Genomic DNA, 20,984 nt, shown 5'->3' on the forward strand with positions numbered 1-20,984 from the left:
CATCGATAGACGAGACTCATTCGTACAATTCTTTTTTACACTGTAAATTATAATTCGCGAAATTAGAGTTGCACGAAAAGTGTTTGTAATTTGAGTGCTTTACTACATCGAGCTAGGAAAATGGTGTTCACCGTCAAAGTTATATACTACCGTTACACATTTTCCTTCCTTCGAATACTGTAAACTTTCACATAGTTCTTTAGCAAGAATAATGCCACGGCCATACGTCGCTTGACTGTCCGCACTGTGATATTTTTCGTAATCAAACCCTTCTCCATTGTGTTCCAATTCCATTGTCAGCAGGTTTTGGTTTGGAACGAAATCTATCCGGAACTCAAGCAAAGCGTCTTCTTCTAATTCACTGAGTTTTTGCTCTCGAATCAGATAAAAGTTGAAAAAACCATCGGGATCATCTTTGATTTTGGAATCTAAACGCAGTAAACCATGCTCAATCGCGTTGGCAAACAACTCTGATAACACGGAACAAATCAGGTCAAGATCGGCGCCTCCGGGAATAATGCCCATCAAAAATTGGCGTACCTCATTCATTACAACAGAATCTTTTAACACTTGGTTTGGAAAACTTAACGTTGATTGAATCGGTAGGGCTCTCCTCAGAGCTGGCTCTAATGGTTTGCTGGCATCGTGGCCATTTGAAATGGGGAAATTCATTGCCAATATAGACAAGTCATCTTCTGTCCCTTTGGCAGTAAACTTTTGCACTTTGTCATATAAGTTAGAGATAATATTTTTGTTCTCTTGTAGTACCTGCTCTAATCTTTCTGTGCCAAACTGCTCACCTTCTATATTCGCAGCTTCGGTAATTCCGTCGGTATAACTAATTATTTGCTGGTTTGGCTCAAGCTTTAAATGAACGAGATTGGTCTCAAACTCGTGCTCCTTTAGCACGCCAAGAGGCATATGATTAGACTCTAGTTTACGTACGATCTGACCGTCTGCTCCAAGTATATAGGCATCTGGGAGACCTCCTCCCCACCAAGACACTTCAAACCCGTTGGCCCTGACTTCAAACACGCTGGCAGCTAGCATCATACCCAAAGGCAAGAATTTAACTAATGAGTTGTTGATTTCTGTAACTATCTCTCCTAGCGACATCCCTTTTGCGGCCATGGAAAAGAAAGCGCGAGACGCTGGGATAGCTGAGATAGCGGCTGGTAATCCGTGGCCGGTTGCGTCGGCGATCATGACATACACACCACCATGTGGCCGATTTGCCACGACAATTAAGTCGCCGTTAAAAATGGTTGAGGGGGTCGAGATGTAATTTAAACCGTAGATATGATTAACCTGTGAACTCATTTCGTCCATTAGATTGGTAAAGATAGATTCTGCTATGGCATAGTCATATTTTACGTGTTCGTGGAAGTGTTGTAGTTCATCACGTTGGTGAATCACTTCTTTATGCATCTTTACAATGCGGTGATGCGCTTGGACTTTGGCCACTAACACACTTCTTTCTACGGGCTTTAAAATAAAATCATCACCTAATGCAAGTGAGCGCTCGAACGAATCGTGATCGTCCAATACGGTTAGGAATATGATTGGAATATGGTGGTTAGGAAAAGTATTGCGAATTTCTGCGGCAGTTTGAAAACCATCTTTGATTGGCATCATGACATCAAGCAAGATAACATCTGGCAAAACAGACATTTCCTTCATCGCTGCGACAACATGCTCCCCATCTTCAAAGGTATCGATGGTATCTGCAATATTCACCAGCATGTAACGACATAGTTCCCTATTCGTTTCATGATCATCTACGATCATTACTCGCATACTCGACCCCTTGATCAATCAATATTGAACTTCTTGTCAAACCGCGAAATTAACAAGATCTTTTTTACCTGGGGCAAAGTGTTAGTAATCTTTATCGCACTATCACCCTGACCCAAGTAATTTTGCATATTAAGTAGCATACCTAGCCCTGCACTATCGATATAATCGACCTTGCGTAAATCGATAACAAATTGAAACTCTTTTCTATCTAGGTAGGCTCGACGAAATTCTTGTACTAAGTTGAATCCAAACGCACCTTCTATCGCGATGGTGACACGCTTGGCGTTGGAATCGACTTTAGCTTCTACTGTCATACAAACTCCTTAAAACAGTTCTACTTCACCTTCTTCAATACTCACTTGATTAGCCGCAGGGTCTCGTCTATCTTGTACCCGACTGATCAAATCCGATAATTCTGCAAGCAATCCAGCCTCATTCATCTCTTTATGGGCATATCGATTGAGCATCTGCGTGACTTCTTCTACAAACGCTAACGAGTCTTTGGCATAATCGCCCTGCTGAACCACTATGTCTGCAAATTGCAGCGCCCTTATTCCGTTATCAACGTGTTGATGGAGCTCCGTGCCAAGGCTGCGAATTTTTTGTACTTCTTGCTCGATTTCAATGTTAACTTGATGTACACCATGCAACATTTCATCGACTTTTTCTTTTGACTCAATGGCTTCGGTCATATCAATGGTCGCCATGATACCCACGGTTTCATTGGCTTCTTCGACCGTTTTTTGCGCTGTATTGATTTCATCTTGAATTTGGTTATTCAGCTCATCCGCTTTAATCGACAGGTTACGTACTTCTTGGGCAACGACAGCAAACCCTCGACCTGCTTCTCCGGCTCTTGCCGCTTCTATCGCCGCATTTAGCGCCAACAAGTTCGTTTGCTCGGATAAGCCTCTAACTTGATTGAGCAGCTTAAAAATCACTTCCAGCTTGTCTGACATGTCATGGATGCTATGAACAGCGGAAATACTTTTTTCAGATACGTCTATTAGCCGTTGTACATATTCATCGATGATGGCCTCAGTACGCGGCAACACCGTTGTTAAGCTGTATTCACTGTCTCGGTTTCCCAGTAAACTTTCTACCAAAAAATTGGATATTTGACTTTGTTCTTCCGCCACTTTTTGCAAGGTAAAGAAGGCATTGTTCAAGGTTTCGACAGATTCATTGATGACCGTATGTTGACGGTTTAATGGATCGGATATTTTGGAGCTGGTCTTAGATAAGATGTTTTGGATTTCATTTAAAGAGCTGGAAAAGTTTTGAATGGCAAACTTATCGTCGCTTTGCCCTTCGACGTTATTGCCGTTTGGTTGATAGGTAATTAGAGCCCATGGGATAGCAGCAACACATACAATCAATACTAATTGCCACATACTGGATGAGTAAAATAAACTCACGACAAGTAAGGCTAGCTGAATCAATAGCGCCGCTACATACTGATACTTCCTTGTCTTTAATAGTTTTTCCATAACAGTGTCTCTAATCTGGATTCATCTTCCTGATTCACTCAAACAAATATTCACAAATCAACTTAGGAATTTTTTTCAAATCAACAATTTTTTCAGCAGCTCCAACTTCAACTGCCACTCTTGGCATGCCCCAAACGACTGAAGATTTTTCATCTTGAGCAATCGTGAAAGCACCTTCATTTTTCATATTCAGTAAGCCTTTCGCTCCGTCGTTACCCATACCAGTTAAAATAATACCGATCGATTTCTTGCCTACGGTTTCTGCCACCGCGTCAAACATAACCTCAACCGATGGCTTGTGGCGGTTCACACTGGGTCTATCATCGAGCTGACAGTACAAGTGCGACCCTTTCCTAACTACGGTAATGTGCTTGTCTCCTGGAGCCACATAGGCACTGCCACATACCAATGGAGCACGACTGGTATTTAACTCTTTAACGTCAATGTCGCAGCTTTCATTAAGCCTATTTGCAAACGATTTGCTGAACATCGCACTAATGTGCTGAGAAATGATGATTGGCGGCATTCCGGACGGCAATGCCGCTAACAGATCCCTAATGGCCTCGGTGCCTCCAGTAGAAGCGCCGATAGCAATCACCTCACAAGAAGTTTTCGAGACTTTCTTTTCATCCCACGCTTTTTTTGATGCTTGACCCGAATATGAGACGCTTAGGTTAGCACCAGCGGCCATTTTTATTTTTTCATTGACCAAGTCTTTGTAGTTGACCATATCTCCCGTATTGTCCACTTCAGGCTTAGGAAAATAATCAACAGCCCCCGCTTCCAGCGCCTCTAAAGTAGCATCGGCACCATGTTGAGTGAGGGTTGATATCATGACAACAGGCATAGGGCGTAGGCGCATTAAGTTTTTGAGAAACTGTACACCATTCATTTTGGGCATTTCGATGTCCAAGGTTAGGACATCGGGATTATGAATTTTAATAAGCTCCCGCGCTTCATAGGGATCAGCTGCTTCAGCGACCACCTCTAACAGCGGGTCACTATTTATCAATTGGCAAAGCAAAGCCCGAAAAACAGGCGAATCATCAACAACAAGTACTCTGGATTTTATGGTCATTAAAATAGCTCCACATCATCATCGTGATTACGATGGCTTTCTTTATCCAACTGACTTGCGTATTTTTCTTCTTCTTGATGAATAATATGTACTTCATTGAACGGTAGCTTTTTAATCCAAGCCCGCCCAGTGGTTGGCTCAAACATGACTTTTCTTGGCGAGTCTCCTCCTAAGTCTTCTGACACTACCCTTAGTGATTCTTGATCGACATAGCACCTAACAAACTCGATGTTTTTTTTGCCAATCATGGAAATGTGCCCCATCATTTTGGCGCCACCAAACAATTTTACTTTTAAATTTTCTCGACGTGCGCCATGAGAAACCAGACTATTGATGAGCATTTCCATCGCAAAGCTCCCATAACGAGACGCGGTAGAGACCACTTCATCAGGGTGCCAATGACGCAGCTGGTTATTGCTATCAAATGGCAAAAGAAAGTGATTTAGCCCGCCTATTTTTTGCTCTTCATCCCAGATACATGCAGCCACACAAGAGCCAAGGCCAGTACAAATAATTTCCTCTGCGTCTTCAGACCAATACACACCACCTGGCATTACCTTCACAAGGTGCTTTTGTTTCTGGGGATGATAAAACCGGTTTATGTATGTCTCGTCATGCTTATATTTTGTGGTTGCCATCGCCGTCATCCTAGCCTCACTGTTTTACATAGATGGTATGCCCCAAATGGTGGAAAATATCTGCGCACGACCCAACGCTTTCGGAGTGACCGAGAAACAATATCCCATTTGGTTTTAAATACTGGTGAAATCGACGTATTAAGTGCTCTTGTGTGGGGCGGTCAAAATAAATCATGACGTTCCGACAGGAAATCAAATTAAACTTAACGTCCATTGGCCATTCATCTAGTAAATTAATCTGTTTAAATTCGATAAATTGCTGCAGCCCTTTTTTTATCTTTATCTTTCCTTGTTGCTGCTTTTTCCCTCTAACGAAACACTTTCTTAAATACATATCAGGAATAGTTTCCACACTTTCGTCACTATAAACCCCGGTTTTTGCAGTCTGCAGCACTGTCGTATCTAAGTCGCTCGCTAAGAGGGAGATGTCCTCACACGATTCCAATATTCCTGAGACATAAAGGGAGGAAATTAAGCTGTAGGGTTCTTGCCCTGTCGAGCAGCCCGCCGACCAAATTCGAAGATGACTCTCACCGCCCTCTCGCCACTCTTGCTTTAATACTTTTTCTATAAATTCAAAATGATGGTATTCACGAAAGAAATCCGTTTTATTCGTGGTTAACGAATTAATAAATAGCATTCTTTCGTTCTCATCATTTTCAATGAGTTCTTTATACTCTGAGAAGCGACGTAGCTTCAAACGACGCAGTTGGCGGCTCACGCGCCCATACACCATGGCGCGCTTGCGATCACCCAAGAAAATACCGACAGACTTGTGCATAAACCACTGGATATACTTAAAATCCTTAGCAGTAAGCTCGAACTCTTCCACGTTGCTGTCACTAATCATTTCTTGCTCTTGAGCTAAAACTCTTCCCATTCGTCATTACCCTCATTTAGCTTTAGGTTCGAATTGGCAACTTTTACACTGTGAATTGGACTGACTTTCTTTTTGCTCTCTCTGGGCTTTGGCTCGTTAGACATTGGGCTATGAGAGCGAGATGGTTCAAAGCTGGCGACATTACTGTCATCGCTAAAGAAGCTCATCAGATTAAGTAGCTCTTTACCTTCGTCTTTAAGTGACTGACTGGCCGCGGAGGTTTCTTCTACCAGCGACGCGTTTTGCTGCGTCATTTCATCCATCGTCGCAATGGCTTTGTTGATTTCATCAATACCAGTAGATTGCTCCATGCTTGAAGAGGCGATCTGAGAAATCAGCTCGGTTACTTTTTCTACCGCTTCAACGATTTCATTTAACGTTTCGCCAGACTCATCGACAAGTCGAGAACCCTCGTCTACTTTCTCCACACTGTCTTTAATCAAACCTTTGATTTCTTTTGCCGCAGCTGCGCTTCGTTGCGCTAAGTTTCGAACTTCTCCTGCCACAACGGCAAAACCGCGACCCTGCTCACCTGCTCGCGCCGCCTCTACTGCAGCATTCAATGCAAGTAAGTTGGTTTGGAAAGCGATTTCATCTATCACACCAATAATGTCTGAGATCTTCTTACTGGCACTGTTGATTTCTGACATGGCTGACACAGCTTGACCGACCACAGAGCCTCCCTTACTGGCTTTTTGAGCTGCATCATCGGCCAGCTCATTGGCCCCTTTAGCATTCTCCGCATTTTGTCTAACCGTGGCCGTCATTTCTTCCATACTAGCGGCCGTTTCTTCAAGGTTGGACGCCTGTGCTTCTACACGTTGGCTTAAATCGTTGTTCCCATCGGCGATTTCAGTAGAGGCAGTAGCAACTCTTGCAGACGAGGAGGTGATTTTCTCGACCATATCGCTGATATTGGTAATTGATGTATTTACAGCCTCTGACAGGCGACCGAATTCGCCTTTATTAGTATCAGACATGGTGTTATTTAAATCACCAGTCGCCACTTTACTCATGACATCAATACACTGACCAAGCGGTTCAACTAGAGTATCAAGTAAGTTATTGATTCCATCACCCAATTCTTTCATAAATCCGCTGTATACAGCAGTATCAATTCGCTCATCTAGCTCGCCAGCGATGGCTTTTTGAATTAGGGCTTCAACTTGTCGTTGACCATCTCTTTGCTCGGTAATATCTTCCCATTGAAGGGCTGGACCAATGTATTCGCCACTTGCGTCGTGCATTGCAATACATGTGAGATTAAATTCAAGCCCACCAACGGCGATATCGGAACTGAAGGGTAAGCGGTCGGGATTGTTGATAATGCCTCTTTGGTGACTAGGGTTTTTATGGAAACTATCTATATTTTGACCAATTAGATTGCTGGCATCAAAACCAGGCAGGGCTTTTTGTAAATCTCTCTCACGAGACTTAAGCAAATTCGACAAGGCAGGGTTCAAATACTGAATGACGCCGTCTTTATCCGCCATCATCAAATTGGTGGTCATCCCTTCGACCGCAGAAGCTAAACGCCCAACTTCAACTTCTCTGGCTCGAATTTCAGTGACATCACTCCACTCCAGTGTATTGCCTATATAATGCCCTTGAGCATCTAATATAGCTGCAACATTAAGTTGAATGATGAGATCTGCGATTTTGATGTCAGTGCTGTATGGAAGGTTAGACTGATCGGCGAGCAGCTTTCTTTGATGTGCAGGATTTTGATGGAATTCATCGATGCAGCGGCCCATCAACCACTCTTCGGAAGCAGTAAAGCCTGGCCATACAGTTCGTAAGGTTGTTTCGTGGGTTTTAAATAGGCTGATGGTTTCGTGGTTCGCATAGGTAATGTTGAAGTCACGATCAATCATGACCATTGCCGTTTGCGCTTGATCAATCGCTCCCTGTAAACGTGCAACGTTATTTTGTTGTTCACGCTCTTGAGTCACATCAGCCCATTCAAGCGTGTTACCTATATAGTTACCATCAAGATCAGTAATAGCTGCAACATTAAGCTCGATCTTCAGATCGGCGATCTGAATATCGGTGCTATAAGGGAGGTTGGAAGGATCTGACAGTAACTGGCGTTGGTGAGCCGGATTTTTGTGGAATTCATCGATGCAACGGCCCATTAACCAATCTTCTGAAGCGGTAAATCCAGGCCAGACCGTTCTTAATGTATTTTCATGCTGACCGAATAAGGCTATGGTTTGCTCGTTGGCATAAGTGATCTTAAAGTCTCGATCGATCATTACCATTGCGGTTTGTGCTTGATCGACTGCAGCTTGAAGTCTTGCCACTTCATTTGCTCTTTCTCGAACTGCAGTAACGTCTGCCCACTCCAGCGTGTTACCTATATAGTTCCCACTGAGATCTTTAATCGCGGCGACGTTAAGTTCGATCTTCAGATCGGCGATCTGAATATCAGTACTATAAGGAAGGTTGGAAGGATCTGACAATAACTGGCGTTGGTGAGCCGGATTTTTGTGGAATTCATCGATACAGCGGCCCATCAGCCAGTCTTCTGAAGCGGTAAATCCAGGCCACACCGTTCTAAGCGTATTTTCATGTTTACTGAACAGAGCAATGGTTTGATCGTTGGCATAAGTGATCTTAAAATCTCGATCGATCATGACCATTGCGGTTTGAGCTTGATCAACAGCGGCTTGTAATCTAGCGACGTCATCTTGTTGTTTACGGTAGCTAGTAACATCAGCCCACTCTAGCGTGTTACCAACATACTTTCCGCTGGCATCTAGAATCGCCCCAACGTTAAGCTCGATTTTAACACCCTTTACATCAATGGTTGTGGTGTATGGCATGTTGTTGGGATCAGATAACATGGCTCTCTGATGTTGAGGGTTTGAGTGGAATCCATCAATACAGTAACCAATGAGATAGTCTTCTTCAGCTCGAAAATCTGGCCAAATTGATTGAAACAAGGACTGATGTGTTTTTAGTAGCTCAAGAGACTGTTGATTCATATAGGTGATTTTAAAATCACGATCGATCATCATCAGCGCGGTTTGAGCCGCGTTTAACGCGGAAAGCAATTGCTGTTTTGAGACTCCGCTTTGCTCTTCTCTATACCCATCCATTAATGAGTCTTGTGCTGACGCTACAAATTGACTGACTGGTTCCCTTCGTTTATTCCAAAATGCCATGACGTTTCCCTCAAGCTTCCACTTCTTCCACTGACGTTTTATTAAGCTCCGCTACATCAAATAGAGCCTCCAAATTAATCAAAATTAAATGGCCACTTTCAACAGAAGCAATACCCTTGATATAGCTTTCATCAACTGTGACCGACATATGAGGGGCAGGCTTTATCTCTTCAACGGATAAATTGTACACCTCAGCGACACCATCCACGATGATGCCTAAAGGATGATTTTCTTCATCATTTAGTACTATCACGACGGTTGTTGCGCCTATTGTCGCGGGTGCTAAATTAAATCGCATCCGCAAATCTACTATCGGAATATATTCTCCTCGAATTTCGAGCACACCCAATAAATATTCTGGAGAGTTCGGCACTTCCCGCACCTCACTCCAGCCACGAACCTCTCGTACGTCCAGAATTGGAACTCCGTATTCCTCTTCTGCTAAAACAAAACTTAAGAATTCTTGTGTTGCCATGATGACTACTCCGCCTTTAATATCCGTTCTACATTGAGCAGCTCTTCCGTATCAAACAAGGACATCACCTGATCACCAACATTGATTACTCCTTGTAGATAGGGTGAAATATGCGACTCTCCCACAGCTGAACTGAGCTCATTGCTTCCTTGGCTTATCACATCACTCACTGCATCGACAACTAGCCCCATCAGTTTTTCACTTTCCTCACCTTTGTGCCTTAATACCAAGACAACTGTTGATGGTAAGTACTCACATTCACCGATATTAAAACGCAGCCTTAGGTCAACAACGGGCACTATCATTCCCCTCAAATTAGTCACACCTTTGACATAATTAGGCGAATGAGGAATGGGAGTTGGCTTCTCCCAAACCCGAATCTCCTCGACATCTTTGATTTGCACGCCGTATAACTCGTTTGCCAACTTAAAGCTTAAAAAGTCCGCACTTTCACTGACCTCTGAATCGACCTTACTGATGATCTCTTGAGCGACTTTCTCTCTTTCAGACTGCTCAGTTAGTTCTTGTTCTGCTTCCATGTTCACTCCTAAGCCGCTCTTCCATTTCGGCCCACATCAGCATTACGACTTAAAAAGCCAGTAATTAACCCCTGAATGTCCAAAATTAAGGAGACCGAGCCATCACCCAATATTGTCGCCCCTGATAAGCCCTGAACCTTGCTGTAGTTCGACTCCAAGCTTTTAATAACGACTTGTTGCTGATCAAGCAGCTCATCAAGTAACAAACCGACTCGATTTCCCGCCGCCTCAACAAAACACAAAATTCTTTCTTCCAGCGGACCGCTGTCGCCCATTTTAAGTTCATCTTGCAGGCGTAATATCGGAATGTTTTCTTCACGAAGTCGATACAGCTCAACGCCACCGGATGCAAACTTCACGCACTCCATATCAATCTGGATAGACTCAACAATGGTCAGTAATGGAATCACATACACTTCACCACCCACTTTAACCAGCTGCCCATCCAAAATCGCTAAAGTCAGTGGCAAGCTGATAGTAAATTTACTGCCTTTGCCGAGCTCTGATTCAACTTCAATATGTCCGCCAAGCTCTTCGATGTTTCGTTTCACCACATCCATCCCGACGCCTCGACCAGACACATCTGTGACTTCCTCCGCAGTGGAAAAACCGGGGGCAAAAATAAGGCCTAGTACCTGTTTTTCCGACATTTCGTCACGTCTTGTATCTGCTGCAACCACGCCTTTTTCTAGAGCTTTATTCCAAAGTTTGTCGCAATCAATACCTGCACCGTCATCTTCAATTTCTATAACGATTGAGCCACCTTGGTGATAGGCATTTAACTGGATCGTCCCTTCCTCTGACTTGCCGTTTTCCAAGCGAATTTGAGGGATTTCGATACCATGGTCGATGCCATTTCTCACTAAATGAACCAGTGGATCCACGATTCTTTCTAAAACCGTTTTGTCTAGCTCCGTGTTTTCCCCTTGAATTTGCAGATCAACTTTTTTCTCTAATCGCCCACACAAGTCTCTAACTAGCCTTGGAAAACGGCTAAATGCGAAACTCATTGGTAACATACGAATATTGAGTACGTTCTCTTGTAAGTCTTTACTGTTTTGCAGTAGTTGATCTAGCCCTGATTTAAGTTTCTCTAACTTATCTATCGTAAAATCGTTGCCAATTTCCGCTAGCATGGACTGTGTGATAACAAGCTCACCCACTAGGTTTATCAGGCCGTCCACTTTATCAATGTCGACTCTTATCGAGCTCACGCTTGGTTCTGCTTTTGTCGCAGCTGCAGCTGGCGCACTTGCAGGGGCCTTTTTCTCGTTATCTTTAGGCTTAGTTTTCGCGGTTTCTTCTACCGTTGAGGCTTCGACTTCAACAGGAGGCGATGACTCTTTTTCAGCCGAAGTAGGTGGAGTGTCTTCTTGCTGGTCAGTTAATTTTTCCAGGGTTAAGTCACACTCGTCTTCAACCCACTCAAAAATTTCGCGAATTTGCTCTTCACTAACCGCATTTGAGACGCTAGCCTGCCAACTGAGGTAGCATAGCTCTCCCTCAATCTCGTTAATATTAGGTAACTTTTCTAGGTTAGCGGTTATGTTACTTTTATCGTCTAATTCCTTTACTTCTCGCAGAATTCTTAATGGGTCATTGCCACTAAAGAACATTTCTGGATGAGGCACAAACGTGATATGCCAAGTAAAGGAAGAAGAATCTGCACTATTAGTTTCCTCACTCGCTTGATCAGCTTTGTCAGCTGAGCCGGAACTAGGCTCAGCATTGTCTCCTAATAGTGCTTCTAACTTTTTGCTTACTGATTCTTGAAGATTAGAATCAACCGCCTTACCACTTTCATGCCCTTCCAACATGTTCATGATGCAGTCGACGCTTTCCAGAAGTACATCTATCGCTTCAACACTGAGCTTGATTTCTTCGTTTCTAACGAGGTCTAAATAGGCTTCAACAGAGTGAGTAAACTCACTAATATCAAACAGATTAAACGTAGCGGCTCCGCCTTTGATAGAATGTGCGGCCCGAAAAATAGTATTAATCGGCTCTAAATCATCGTCTGATGGGTCGAGTTTTAGAAGAACTCCTTCGAGAACCTCGAGGTTCTCACGACATTCTTCATAAAACATCTTACGCAGTTGTTCCATGTCTAAAGCCATAAGACTTTCCTATTTTATTGCTCAGTGACGTTGTATATAGAATACGAAGGGACTAGATAACTCTCTTCAACGTTTTTAATAACGTATCTGGATTAAATGGTTTTACTAGCCAGCCAGTCGCACCCACCGATTTCCCTTCTTGTTTTTTTTCTGTGCTGGTTTCTGTCGTTAGCATCAGTATGGGAATAAATTTATATTGAGGTTTTTCTCGAATCGCTTTCACAAAGTCGAATCCCCCCATATTTGGCATGTTGACATCCGAAATAACTACATCAAATTGGGTCTTTAACGCCTTATTTAATGCATCGCGTCCATCGTTCGCCGTTTCTACATCGTAGCCTGCGTCTTTCAACGTATGACTCACCATTTGACGGATAGACACGGAGTCATCTACAGCTAGGATTTTGGTCATCTTTAGCCTCTCAAACTTCTTAATTAGTGTGTTTCAAATAACTCAGCCAGACCTAAGATAGAGATTCCTTCTAACAATGTGTCCGTTGAGTTTATAAGTTGTATTTCGATTTCAGTTGCTTTCGCTGAAGTAAACATCGATGCAAGAGCCTGTATACCTGCAGTATCTACCCTCATCACTTTCGATGCATCGATCTTCAAAGGTGCCGATTGGTTAAGCCATTGTTGGTAGGTGGATGTCGCATCCATCACTGTTGAAATATCCAAGCACTCATCAAGTAGGCAATCCATGTCGCCACCCTTTTATATTAGTTATTAATAAATTATTACTGACGTTATACTGAGTGTAGGAAGAAAAATGGAATAAGCAAACAAGGAAACTGGTTTACTCATTACGTTTCAGTTTAATGTGATTTCGATCCTTTGCTTCAAGGTTCAAATAGGTAGATTATTTAGGCTTAGGGGTTAGCCATCATTTGTTAGATACAGAGAACCAGCCAGACTGTTATTTATTTCTAATTAAACAATTAGTTAGACTCATTGTTCGCCAACTCTGCAACCTAACTCGTTTTAGTCAATTTCGTTTGTTAATTTAAGTTACTCATTCGGCTATTTACACTGTAAATTTCCTCTCGTTCCTGGGACTTACACATAGAATGGATTGATAACAGCCGGAAATGAGTAAATTTACACTGTAAACTCTAAGCTAGGTCATTAAGGTTTTCTTTTAACTTGGCCTCTACTTGCTTTCGCCCTGTCAACCGGTAATGGTGCGCACAAAATTTAAAACTACGCTGCTGAATCACTTTCGCAATGAGAATCTCAGATACCAAATCGAGTTTATAAATGGGTAGGCTATAAATAAACTGGTTTATTAAAGGAGCGAGTACTTCATAGCCTTTGCCTATTTTGGTATAAGATAATGCCAACTGATGTTCTCGCGTATCAAGCGCCTTCACCTTTGTGAGTTTTATTAATTCTCTTGCGATCGAGGGATCCAATAAGCGTAGATAGCTGGTTAGTGCATAAGGTATAGAATGAGAAAATGTAGCCTTTGCCTGCTCTAACCAGTCGCTACACTCACTTGTTACCATCAGTGCTGAATGACAACCGCTCGCTGGATCTTTTTTGCTACCAACCTTTATCAACTGAAACTGATTTTTCTGCCAAAATTTGAGTAACTCTAGCGTCATGCCAAAACTAGTAGAGAAATATTGGTAGCTAGGGCGCGAGCAAATATGTTCAAGGAGTGCAGACCCCACGCCCATCCTCTGAAGTTCTTCATGGACTGCAATTCTCATTATCCTTAAGCTCTTTTGCCTAGCTGCTTGCGTAATTCCTAATGAGCCGATAATTGAGATAGGCGTTAAATGACCTTTTGGACGACGGGTCCCTTGCTCTACCTTATCGATAATATCTTCACTTAAACTGCCTTCTTCTACTGCTAATACGCAAGCAACGGGAATCTCTTTGCTAAACGCAGCAAAGACTCGAATAGAAGTATCGCCCAGCAAAGTCATTAAATCATTTGGTGACGTTTGGTAGTGCGCGTTGACCAACAGAGCAAAACAGGCACGTAGCAAACTTGGCTTTTGCAAAAACTCTTGGCTAGAGATAGCGCGTATGTCGAGTTGCTGAGATTGTAAAGCGGATAGCGAAACAGGTTCTACATCGAGCAAAAACGCCCCATACTGCCAAGATTCAAGCCAATCGTTTTCTCCCCATCGAATGGGTTGCATGAGTTGAGACTGACGCGTACCCGAGCGGAAGTTTCTCAGCCACTTGACAAACTTTAAAGTAAAACCTCGACCACATCCTTCATAGCCATGGATGGTAGTAGAGAAAACAATGCGGTTGTAGCTTGATGCCATTTTCTTGAGTAATCCCACTGGTATGGCTGAAGCCTCATCGACAAAAACGACGTCGGCTTCTACCTCACCACTGAGCAATTCATCGGGGGCGATAAACGTCAACCTAGAGCCTTGGAACGCTAATTGATTTTTTTTTGATACGCACAGATCTAGCATTCTCTCTGCATGTCGAAATACAGGATCGACAGATAGTGGGTTTGGGGCCGTGACCGCAATATTCAGTGTCCTGGTTTTCATCAATTGCGCCGCGGCGATGCCGAGTGCACTACTTTTCCCACGCCCTCTATCTGCTGTCAAAATTAATGGTCTTTTAGCATGACCTTCAACGACTCGGACAATGTCTTGCACTGCCTCTCTCTGCTCTAGATAGTTCTCTGAGCGGTTGGACTGAGCCAATTTAGGCAAAGAAGGAGTCTTGCCATCTTGGGACAAATTAATTAACTTCATGAGGTGTTGCTTCAGCCACTCATGTGAACCGTCACAGTCATCTAAATCTGCTGCAAACACGATGAGAAGCCCCCCTGCCACTATTGCACCTACAGCGCTATTAAAGCTATTGGCATCGAAGCCATCCTCGAAATCGCAAATAAGCAGTGAGCATTCTTTCCCTAAAAACTGCGAACCTTGTTTATGCGTTACGTGCTGATTAATGCCATCGACTGACTCTCCACCGAGCTGAAATGCCATGGCTGAATGACTAGCGGAAAACAGTTGGATTAACTTGGAAGCCTGCTGCTTTTTCCACTCGATTTCTCCATGCAATACCACACCACATCTTTGATTTGTGGACGATAGCAGGTGTTGGAGAGTTTGAAAAAAAGGGTCAACGTCGATCATCATTAAAGTATCCAATTGCCTAATAGGGTGAGTTTATCACAAGATAAAAAAAAGCCGCATATTGCGGCTTTTATACGACAAGGCTAAGGTCAGCTGAGCTTTTGTTTGATAAACGAAAGAATGTCTTGCATCATCTCATCATCTATCTTTTTCAGATTTAAAGATAGGTTTGCGCCACTTCGATTATAACTCGCTCGCCCTTTAATAAAATCAATCTTACTCGAGGCATCAGCTTTATTTGGTGATAGCTCTAGAATCCAGGACTCTATTGACTCAGATACTTCTTTAGTGAGTCGAGCGACCCCTTGGGTTGAACTGCGTTGCCACACCGCCCCTTTTTCTGACTGACACTTATCAAGAAGTTTTTCCTGATTTGACTTAGTAAGTTCATTGAATTGCTTGTGCAGCTTTACGATGGTTGGGCGGCCCAAGTCACCGACATTTGGATAAGCTTGCAAAAGTGGTAGAGGAAGAGAAGCTGCCTTCAGAGCACCACTAACAAGCGCTTCACTGCATTGAAAAATTTTAGCGAGCGCTTTTTGATCCTCGGCTTCACCACTATCAAGTTTGGCCTGCATTTCCTTACCTTTTTCGTAAAGCGAAAGCGGTTTATGAGCGTTTGCAACATCAGAAAGGAATTTGGCGTGGTTGGTATTGATATCATCGGCTACATAAATCAAGAAGTCCTGCTGAGCAATAATACAAGACATACGGCGACGGCTGCCGTCTAAGACTTCTATTTTACCGTCTTCAGTTTTCCGGCCTACAGCTGGGTACTGCTGCCCTCTTACTTTCAATGTAACCAGAACATCAGACAACGCATGTTCATTTAAAAAAGATTGCTCTCGAGCATTCTGGGAGAAAACCAGGGTACGTTGCTCGATTTGATCGGCGGGAATACGAAATAGCTCGAAAGAAACGGTCTGTTCACCTGCAACATCTAACTCGATGACTTGAGCCTGCTCTTTAACCGCAGTACGAGCTTCTTGTGGTGTCGTTGCACGGCGTTTATTTGCTTTGCCAAACAGTTTCGCGTTTAATTCGGATGTTTTAATTGCCATTTATACTATTACCCTTTATTCAGTGAAGGCCAATTACTGTGAAGAACTCGTTCTAATTCAAGCGCACTTTTTTGAACCGCATCTTGAGCCGTTGCCAATGTCTTTTTTCCGCCTTCAAAATCACTGGTGGTCAAATCAAAAACCGTACTATAAGTATCGGCGCAAGTTTCAAATGCTCGACTTCTAGGAATCGTCGCCATCATGACTTGATCCCCCAAAAGATAATTCATTTCCGTGAGTACGGATACTTGCTTTTTATTGTCGTCTTCAAACATGGTCGGCATCAATCGCACAAACTCGAGCCCTTTCCAATCTTGAGGAAACATCTCGTAGACAGTAGGCAAATGTTGGAAAAAATTAACCGTCGATGCCCAATCTAAACGCTTTGCTGCGCACGGAATAAGTAACGCATTGGAAGCGTACATTGCGTTCCATACTAACGGGTCTACATGCGGCCCCGTATCTATCATGATAACGTCAAAGTCTTCAGATATCTTATCGATAAGTTTTTCTTTAAGCAGCTTCACAATATCTAACGATTGATCCTGAGATAAATGTTGCCAAGCCTCTGCATTAAACATGGCATCTTCTGGAAACGCAGAGACCGTTTTTAAGTTTGGATACTGAGTGGGTAATAGCACATTCTTATGTAGAAATTCTTTATCAACGACGACATCTTCTGGCAAGTTTTCCAACATAACATCGACCGCAGAATAGATGTTCTCATGCTCTGTAACGCTTATCTGAGGGTTCAAGAACAGTCGCAGCGAACCTTGTGGGTCCAAATCAATCAAACAAATACGGTAGCGTTTATCTAGATTTAACGCCATACATGCCGCCAAATGCACTGCCGTCATAGATTTTCCGGTGCCACCTTTTTGGTTTTGAACGTTGATGATCCATGGCTTATTGCCACCATTTTTCTTACGTTCAAAAAACTTTGGTACCCCAGCGGCTTCCATAATCATATGCGCTTCAGAAAGCGAAATGGAATAATGGTTGGCATTGTTTTTAGTAAATTGATGCCCCGACTCTTCTATTTTACTAATAGCCTCATCGAGCTTTCTACGAGTCAGTCCTGAGCGGGTTTCCATTAGTGCCTTGGACATCGCGGGAAAATGGTCATCACTTCTTTCTTCTAAAACAATTTCAATACGATCAGCCTGAACTTGTTGAGTCTGCTCGGCTATTTGATACAGGTTTTGAATAGTTTGCTCTCTTTTCATTGCCATAATCCGTTGTTAATGACGCACTGTGATTGTACAGCAATTCGTTAATATAACAACATAATGCTGCACAAATGTTTATTAGTTCACATTTAATCTTTATTTAACACATTACGAAAAAACGATTCCATTTGAATGGAAATGAAGGATTATTTTCAAGGACAACGACCCCATCAAAACCATCACATTTAAAATGTCACAACGTCACTTATTTACAATGTAAACCTAAAATTCTATCCGGAACGATTAGAATGTCATAAGTAAATACGGGGAGTGTCATTTCAACTGTGTCACACCTAACCATACTTGAAAATTAAGACAACAACGACCAACACAGCAATATACTTTACATGATTGAAAGCATGATCAAGGTCATATATGATCATGCTTTCGTAGCATACCACTCATTTAGGAACGATGATCAAGATGAAACGACATACGCTTATTCGATTAACTATGATCAACATCATATACCCGACATACGGATCAATGATCAAGTAAACTTCCTCTTCGGAAGCATGTATTTATGAAGATAAAATACTGCTAATGTCAGATGAACAATGGATTTTTCAAAAATTGGCACTCATTTTAGGCTGTTCGACCCGACAGTCGAAAGATTCTTGATTTCGAAGTCAATTGCTTGATCATCGTTCCAGGTATTTTAAACTAGTAGCCTAACTCTTGGAGTAATGGGCACATCACGCGATTGGAAAAAGAAAAGTTCAATAACCTCGGAAATAACATCCTTGATCATAGTTCCATTGTAAAAATAGAAGAAAATGTAATCTGTTTTAACCGATTCACAGGGTGGAACGATTTGCCATCTGTGGATAACCTGTGCTAACTCCATGATCATACTTCAGTGTTTAGTTGATCATTATTCCGTTTTACTAATGATCATGCTTTAATTAATTGGTGATCATCATTGCAGATTTAGATGATCATACTTCCCTTTGCTATATGATCATAGTTCCTATTGATGCCTAAATATAATCAATATAATTCAATGAGTTATACTTGTGCTTTCACTTAGATCATAGATCATATAATCAATATAGATCAGAATTATCAGATAGATCAGATTATTAAAAGCAAAAAAAAATACCTTTATTTATTCTCTTTTTTCTATTATTCTTTTTCCGGAAAGATGGCATATTTACGGAGAGGTCCATACGGAATTCGTCAATGGGACAAGAAAACAAGATTCTAATTAAAGCACCAAGAAGCCACAAAGATGGACACCTATTCGAAGTATCAAGTAATATCGTCGATTGGATAGAGCAATATCAACACTTTAAAGGTGTCACCAAAAGCATCGTTGAATTACTAAATTTGATTTCTCTACATAGCTTAAGAAGTCAAGATGGCTTAGTTTCCACAACAGAGTTGATTGCTGCGACAGAAGGGCAAGTCACTCGTGCCGCTATTCAGCAAAGATTGAGAGCAGCAGTGAATATTGGTCTCTTTACTCAAGTTCCAGTGCGTTTTGAACAAGGACTGGCGGGTAAGACGATGTTGCATAAGTTCGTTAACCCGAATCAGCTCATTTCGGTATTAGGTGCGACGAGCTTAGTGACAGAATCAGTCAAGATCACGCAGAAGAAAAAGCGTTCTAAAGCGCTTGCACAAACGAAAGTCAATAAGCGTCTGCTAAATGAGCATGGACTCAATATTCCTCCAACAATGAGAGACGAGGCCGATCAATTTGTGGTTTCCCCTACTAACTGGGCAGGGATCATTGATCAAGCATTAGCACCACCGAGAACAAGAAAAAGTTACCAGAAATCAATGGTTTCCATTTCTGGCACCAAAGCAGTGATTGAAACGCGATCCTCAAAGAACATTATGACGGTCGATGATCTAATGACGCTATTTGCCTTGTTCACCTTAACCGTTCAGTATCACGATCATCATCAAGATCACTACCACATGGATTCTGTTCAAGCGCCGAATAAAACCCCTTTGTACATTACAGATATCCTATCTTTACGTGGTAAAAAGGACAGTGGGCCTGCACGTGACTCGATTCGAGACAGTATTGATCGGATAGAGTTTACAGATTTTCAATTGCATGAACTGACTGGCCGCTGGTTAAGTGAGAACATGCCAGAAGGGTTCAAAAGTGATCGTTTTCGCTTTTTAGCAAGGACAATCACTGCATCGGAAGAGGCACCTACCGAGGGAGCTGATGGTGAAATTAGAATTAAACCAAACTTATATATTTTGGTTTGGGAACCGTCATTTTATGAAGAGCTTTTAACCAGAGACTATTTTTTCTTATTTCCACCTGAAATTCTTCGTCAGCATACATTGGTATTCCAATTGTATTCGTACTTTCGCAGCAGAATGTCGCGTCGCCATACGGATTCGATGTTGCTCAGTGAATTAAACCAAAAACTTGCTCGAAATATTGAGTGGCGCCGCTTTTCTATGGACTTGATTCGGGAGCTTAAAAAACTATCGACACAAGATAAATCCACCGATGACTTGTTTATCGTCAACTTGTGGGGATATCACCTCACTCTTTCTCGACTCGATAAGAAAGGTAAAGTGTCGGATTATCAAGTGGATATAAAATGTGACGTGGAAGAGGTGCTGCGTTACTCCAGGGCCAAGACCACCAATGCCGGCAAACGTAATATGGCCCCTACGTTACCTAACCCATTGAGAAATGAAATGGTTTCCAAGCAGAAGCTGGATGAGTTATCCACGATTATTGATGGCGAATTCGAGCCGATTCAGCGTAAAAAACCTTCACCGAAGGGAAAACTTGGGCGCAGGGTTAAACTGAGAAAACATTTAGTTGAGATCAACGCAGATGAGATCACGATTACCTTGTCCAAATACACCTCGTCAGAGGCTCTAGAACGCAGTGTAAGCGCTTTGGCGGCAATTTCCGGACATCCGTATAACTCAATTAAGACCGAGTGTGACGAGCTCATAGAGAAGCTCGAATATTTGAAGGTTGGCGATGATGTGATTTCTTACCAAAGCTTAAGCCAGTTGGTCGAGTTGTATAACGGGCAGAATGACGATAAGCATCTGTCTATTGAACGTTTGATTTCAGGTTTGGCCGTTCGCCGAAAAGTATGTAAATGCATTTATGAGGGTCGTATCGATGAATCTGTACATAAGGTTCTTGAAGATATGGCGATATGATCATCTACAACTGATTTTGTCACAGGACGTCTTGGTAGTGAAAAACTATAGCTAGGAGAAATACCTACAATACTTTGACATTTAAATGACAGAACACGTAAACGTTTGCCTTAGGATCCTATCCCGAATAGACAACCTTTTGCCTTTTCTATTGATTTTAGAATAATGGCTAATTTTATTGATTCGAATTCTGATGCGAGCTCGTGTGGGCTCGCTTTTTTTATCTCCAAATTAGCAA

16 protein-coding genes are annotated in these 20,984 nt (G+C 42.4%); 1 reads left to right on the plus strand and 15 read right to left on the minus strand.

The window, feature by feature from the left end:
• Window positions 1-102 precede the first annotated feature (102 nt).
• The 15 genes from M9194_RS09515 to M9194_RS09590 form a co-directional block, all read right to left on the minus strand.
• Entirely contained in the window at window positions 103-1,797 is a 1,695-nt protein-coding gene (locus tag M9194_RS09515) for an ATP-binding SpoIIE family protein phosphatase (protein ID WP_250612400.1), read from the minus strand.
• A gap of 14 nt (window positions 1,798-1,811) precedes the next feature.
• Window positions 1,812-2,111, minus strand: a complete 300-nt coding sequence (locus tag M9194_RS09520) for an STAS domain-containing protein (protein ID WP_250612401.1) — start codon at window positions 2,109-2,111, stop codon at window positions 1,812-1,814.
• A 9-nt stretch (window positions 2,112-2,120) separates the two neighbouring features.
• Window positions 2,121-3,287: a methyl-accepting chemotaxis protein gene (locus M9194_RS09525; protein WP_250612402.1), complete on the minus strand. Its 1,167-nt coding sequence runs from the start codon at window positions 3,285-3,287 to the stop codon at window positions 2,121-2,123.
• Between the two features lie 34 nt (window positions 3,288-3,321).
• Window positions 3,322-4,365 carry a protein-glutamate methylesterase/protein-glutamine glutaminase gene (locus M9194_RS09530; RefSeq protein WP_250612403.1) on the minus strand — a complete coding sequence of 348 codons (1,044 nt, stop codon included), beginning with the start codon at window positions 4,363-4,365 and terminating at the stop codon, window positions 3,322-3,324.
• Complete coding sequence (locus tag M9194_RS09535; RefSeq protein ID WP_250612404.1) at window positions 4,365-5,012, minus strand: chemotaxis protein CheD; 648 nt, start codon at window positions 5,010-5,012, stop codon at window positions 4,365-4,367. Before M9194_RS09535 ends, M9194_RS09530 begins: the two co-directional genes overlap by 1 nt.
• Before the next feature lie 7 nt (window positions 5,013-5,019).
• The gene (locus M9194_RS09540; RefSeq protein WP_284676553.1) at window positions 5,020-5,883 is read right to left on the minus strand and encodes a CheR family methyltransferase; all 864 of its coding nucleotides are present in this window, start codon (window positions 5,881-5,883) and stop codon (window positions 5,020-5,022) included.
• Window positions 5,868-9,050 carry an aerotaxis transducer Aer2 gene (gene aer2, locus M9194_RS09545; protein WP_431769399.1) on the minus strand — a complete coding sequence of 1,061 codons (3,183 nt, stop codon included), beginning with the start codon at window positions 9,048-9,050 and terminating at the stop codon, window positions 5,868-5,870. Before aer2 ends, M9194_RS09540 begins: the two co-directional genes overlap by 16 nt.
• Before the next feature lie 10 nt (window positions 9,051-9,060).
• On the minus strand, window positions 9,061-9,525 hold the full coding sequence (locus M9194_RS09555; protein ID WP_250612405.1) for a chemotaxis protein CheW: 465 nt from the start codon (window positions 9,523-9,525) through the stop codon (window positions 9,061-9,063).
• Between the two features lie 5 nt (window positions 9,526-9,530).
• Entirely contained in the window at window positions 9,531-10,064 is a 534-nt protein-coding gene (locus M9194_RS09560; protein WP_250612406.1) for a chemotaxis protein CheW, read from the minus strand.
• 8 nt (window positions 10,065-10,072) lie between these two features.
• On the minus strand, window positions 10,073-12,181 hold the full coding sequence (locus tag M9194_RS09565) for a chemotaxis protein CheA (RefSeq protein ID WP_250612407.1): 2,109 nt from the start codon (window positions 12,179-12,181) through the stop codon (window positions 10,073-10,075).
• A gap of 52 nt (window positions 12,182-12,233) precedes the next feature.
• Complete coding sequence (locus M9194_RS09570; RefSeq protein ID WP_250612408.1) at window positions 12,234-12,593, minus strand: response regulator; 360 nt, start codon at window positions 12,591-12,593, stop codon at window positions 12,234-12,236.
• A gap of 23 nt (window positions 12,594-12,616) precedes the next feature.
• Complete coding sequence (locus tag M9194_RS09575) at window positions 12,617-12,883, minus strand: STAS domain-containing protein (RefSeq protein WP_250612409.1); 267 nt, start codon at window positions 12,881-12,883, stop codon at window positions 12,617-12,619.
• Window positions 12,884-13,293: 410 nt separating this feature from the next.
• Window positions 13,294-15,303 carry a tRNA(Met) cytidine acetyltransferase TmcA gene (locus M9194_RS09580; protein WP_250612410.1) on the minus strand — a complete coding sequence of 670 codons (2,010 nt, stop codon included), beginning with the start codon at window positions 15,301-15,303 and terminating at the stop codon, window positions 13,294-13,296.
• 86 nt (window positions 15,304-15,389) lie between these two features.
• Complete coding sequence (locus tag M9194_RS09585; protein WP_250612411.1) at window positions 15,390-16,361, minus strand: ParB/RepB/Spo0J family partition protein; 972 nt, start codon at window positions 16,359-16,361, stop codon at window positions 15,390-15,392.
• An 8-nt stretch (window positions 16,362-16,369) separates the two neighbouring features.
• Entirely contained in the window at window positions 16,370-17,587 is a 1,218-nt protein-coding gene (locus M9194_RS09590) for a ParA family protein (RefSeq protein WP_250612412.1), read from the minus strand.
• Window positions 17,588-18,772: 1,185 nt separating this feature from the next.
• On the opposite strand from M9194_RS09590, the gene M9194_RS09595 reads away from it, so the two are divergent.
• A complete protein-coding gene (locus tag M9194_RS09595; protein WP_250612413.1) occupies window positions 18,773-20,746 on the plus strand; it encodes a replication initiator protein RctB domain-containing protein in 1,974 nt (657 codons plus the stop codon).
• Window positions 20,747-20,984 lie beyond the last annotated feature (238 nt).

The sequence above is a fragment of the Vibrio sinus genome (genome assembly GCF_023634645.1).
GTDB lineage: Bacteria > Pseudomonadota > Gammaproteobacteria > Enterobacterales > Vibrionaceae > Vibrio > Vibrio sinus.

Bases quoted from the DNA above. Each gene is read 5' to 3' on its own strand.
- M9194_RS09515 (WP_250612400.1), bottom strand. From the start codon at position 1,797: ATGCGAGTAATGATCGTAGATGATCATGAAACGAATAGGGAACTATGT.
- M9194_RS09520 (WP_250612401.1), bottom strand. From the start codon at position 2,111: ATGACAGTAGAAGCTAAAGTCGATTCCAACGCCAAGCGTGTCACCATC.
- M9194_RS09525 (WP_250612402.1), bottom strand. From the start codon at position 3,287: ATGGAAAAACTATTAAAGACAAGGAAGTATCAGTATGTAGCGGCGCTA.
- M9194_RS09530 (WP_250612403.1), bottom strand. From the start codon at position 4,365: ATGACCATAAAATCCAGAGTACTTGTTGTTGATGATTCGCCTGTTTTT.
- M9194_RS09535 (WP_250612404.1), bottom strand. From the start codon at position 5,012: ATGACGGCGATGGCAACCACAAAATATAAGCATGACGAGACATACATA.
- M9194_RS09540 (WP_284676553.1), bottom strand. From the start codon at position 5,883: ATGGGAAGAGTTTTAGCTCAAGAGCAAGAAATGATTAGTGACAGCAAC.
- aer2 (WP_431769399.1), bottom strand. From the start codon at position 9,050: ATGGCATTTTGGAATAAACGAAGGGAACCAGTCAGTCAATTTGTAGCG.
- M9194_RS09555 (WP_250612405.1), bottom strand. From the start codon at position 9,525: ATGGCAACACAAGAATTCTTAAGTTTTGTTTTAGCAGAAGAGGAATAC.
- M9194_RS09560 (WP_250612406.1), bottom strand. From the start codon at position 10,064: ATGGAAGCAGAACAAGAACTAACTGAGCAGTCTGAAAGAGAGAAAGTC.
- M9194_RS09565 (WP_250612407.1), bottom strand. From the start codon at position 12,181: ATGGCTTTAGACATGGAACAACTGCGTAAGATGTTTTATGAAGAATGT.
- M9194_RS09570 (WP_250612408.1), bottom strand. From the start codon at position 12,593: ATGACCAAAATCCTAGCTGTAGATGACTCCGTGTCTATCCGTCAAATG.
- M9194_RS09575 (WP_250612409.1), bottom strand. From the start codon at position 12,883: ATGGATTGCCTACTTGATGAGTGCTTGGATATTTCAACAGTGATGGAT.
- M9194_RS09580 (WP_250612410.1), bottom strand. From the start codon at position 15,303: ATGATGATCGACGTTGACCCTTTTTTTCAAACTCTCCAACACCTGCTA.
- M9194_RS09585 (WP_250612411.1), bottom strand. From the start codon at position 16,361: ATGGCAATTAAAACATCCGAATTAAACGCGAAACTGTTTGGCAAAGCA.
- M9194_RS09590 (WP_250612412.1), bottom strand. From the start codon at position 17,587: ATGAAAAGAGAGCAAACTATTCAAAACCTGTATCAAATAGCCGAGCAG.
- M9194_RS09595 (WP_250612413.1), top strand. From the start codon at position 18,773: ATGGGACAAGAAAACAAGATTCTAATTAAAGCACCAAGAAGCCACAAA.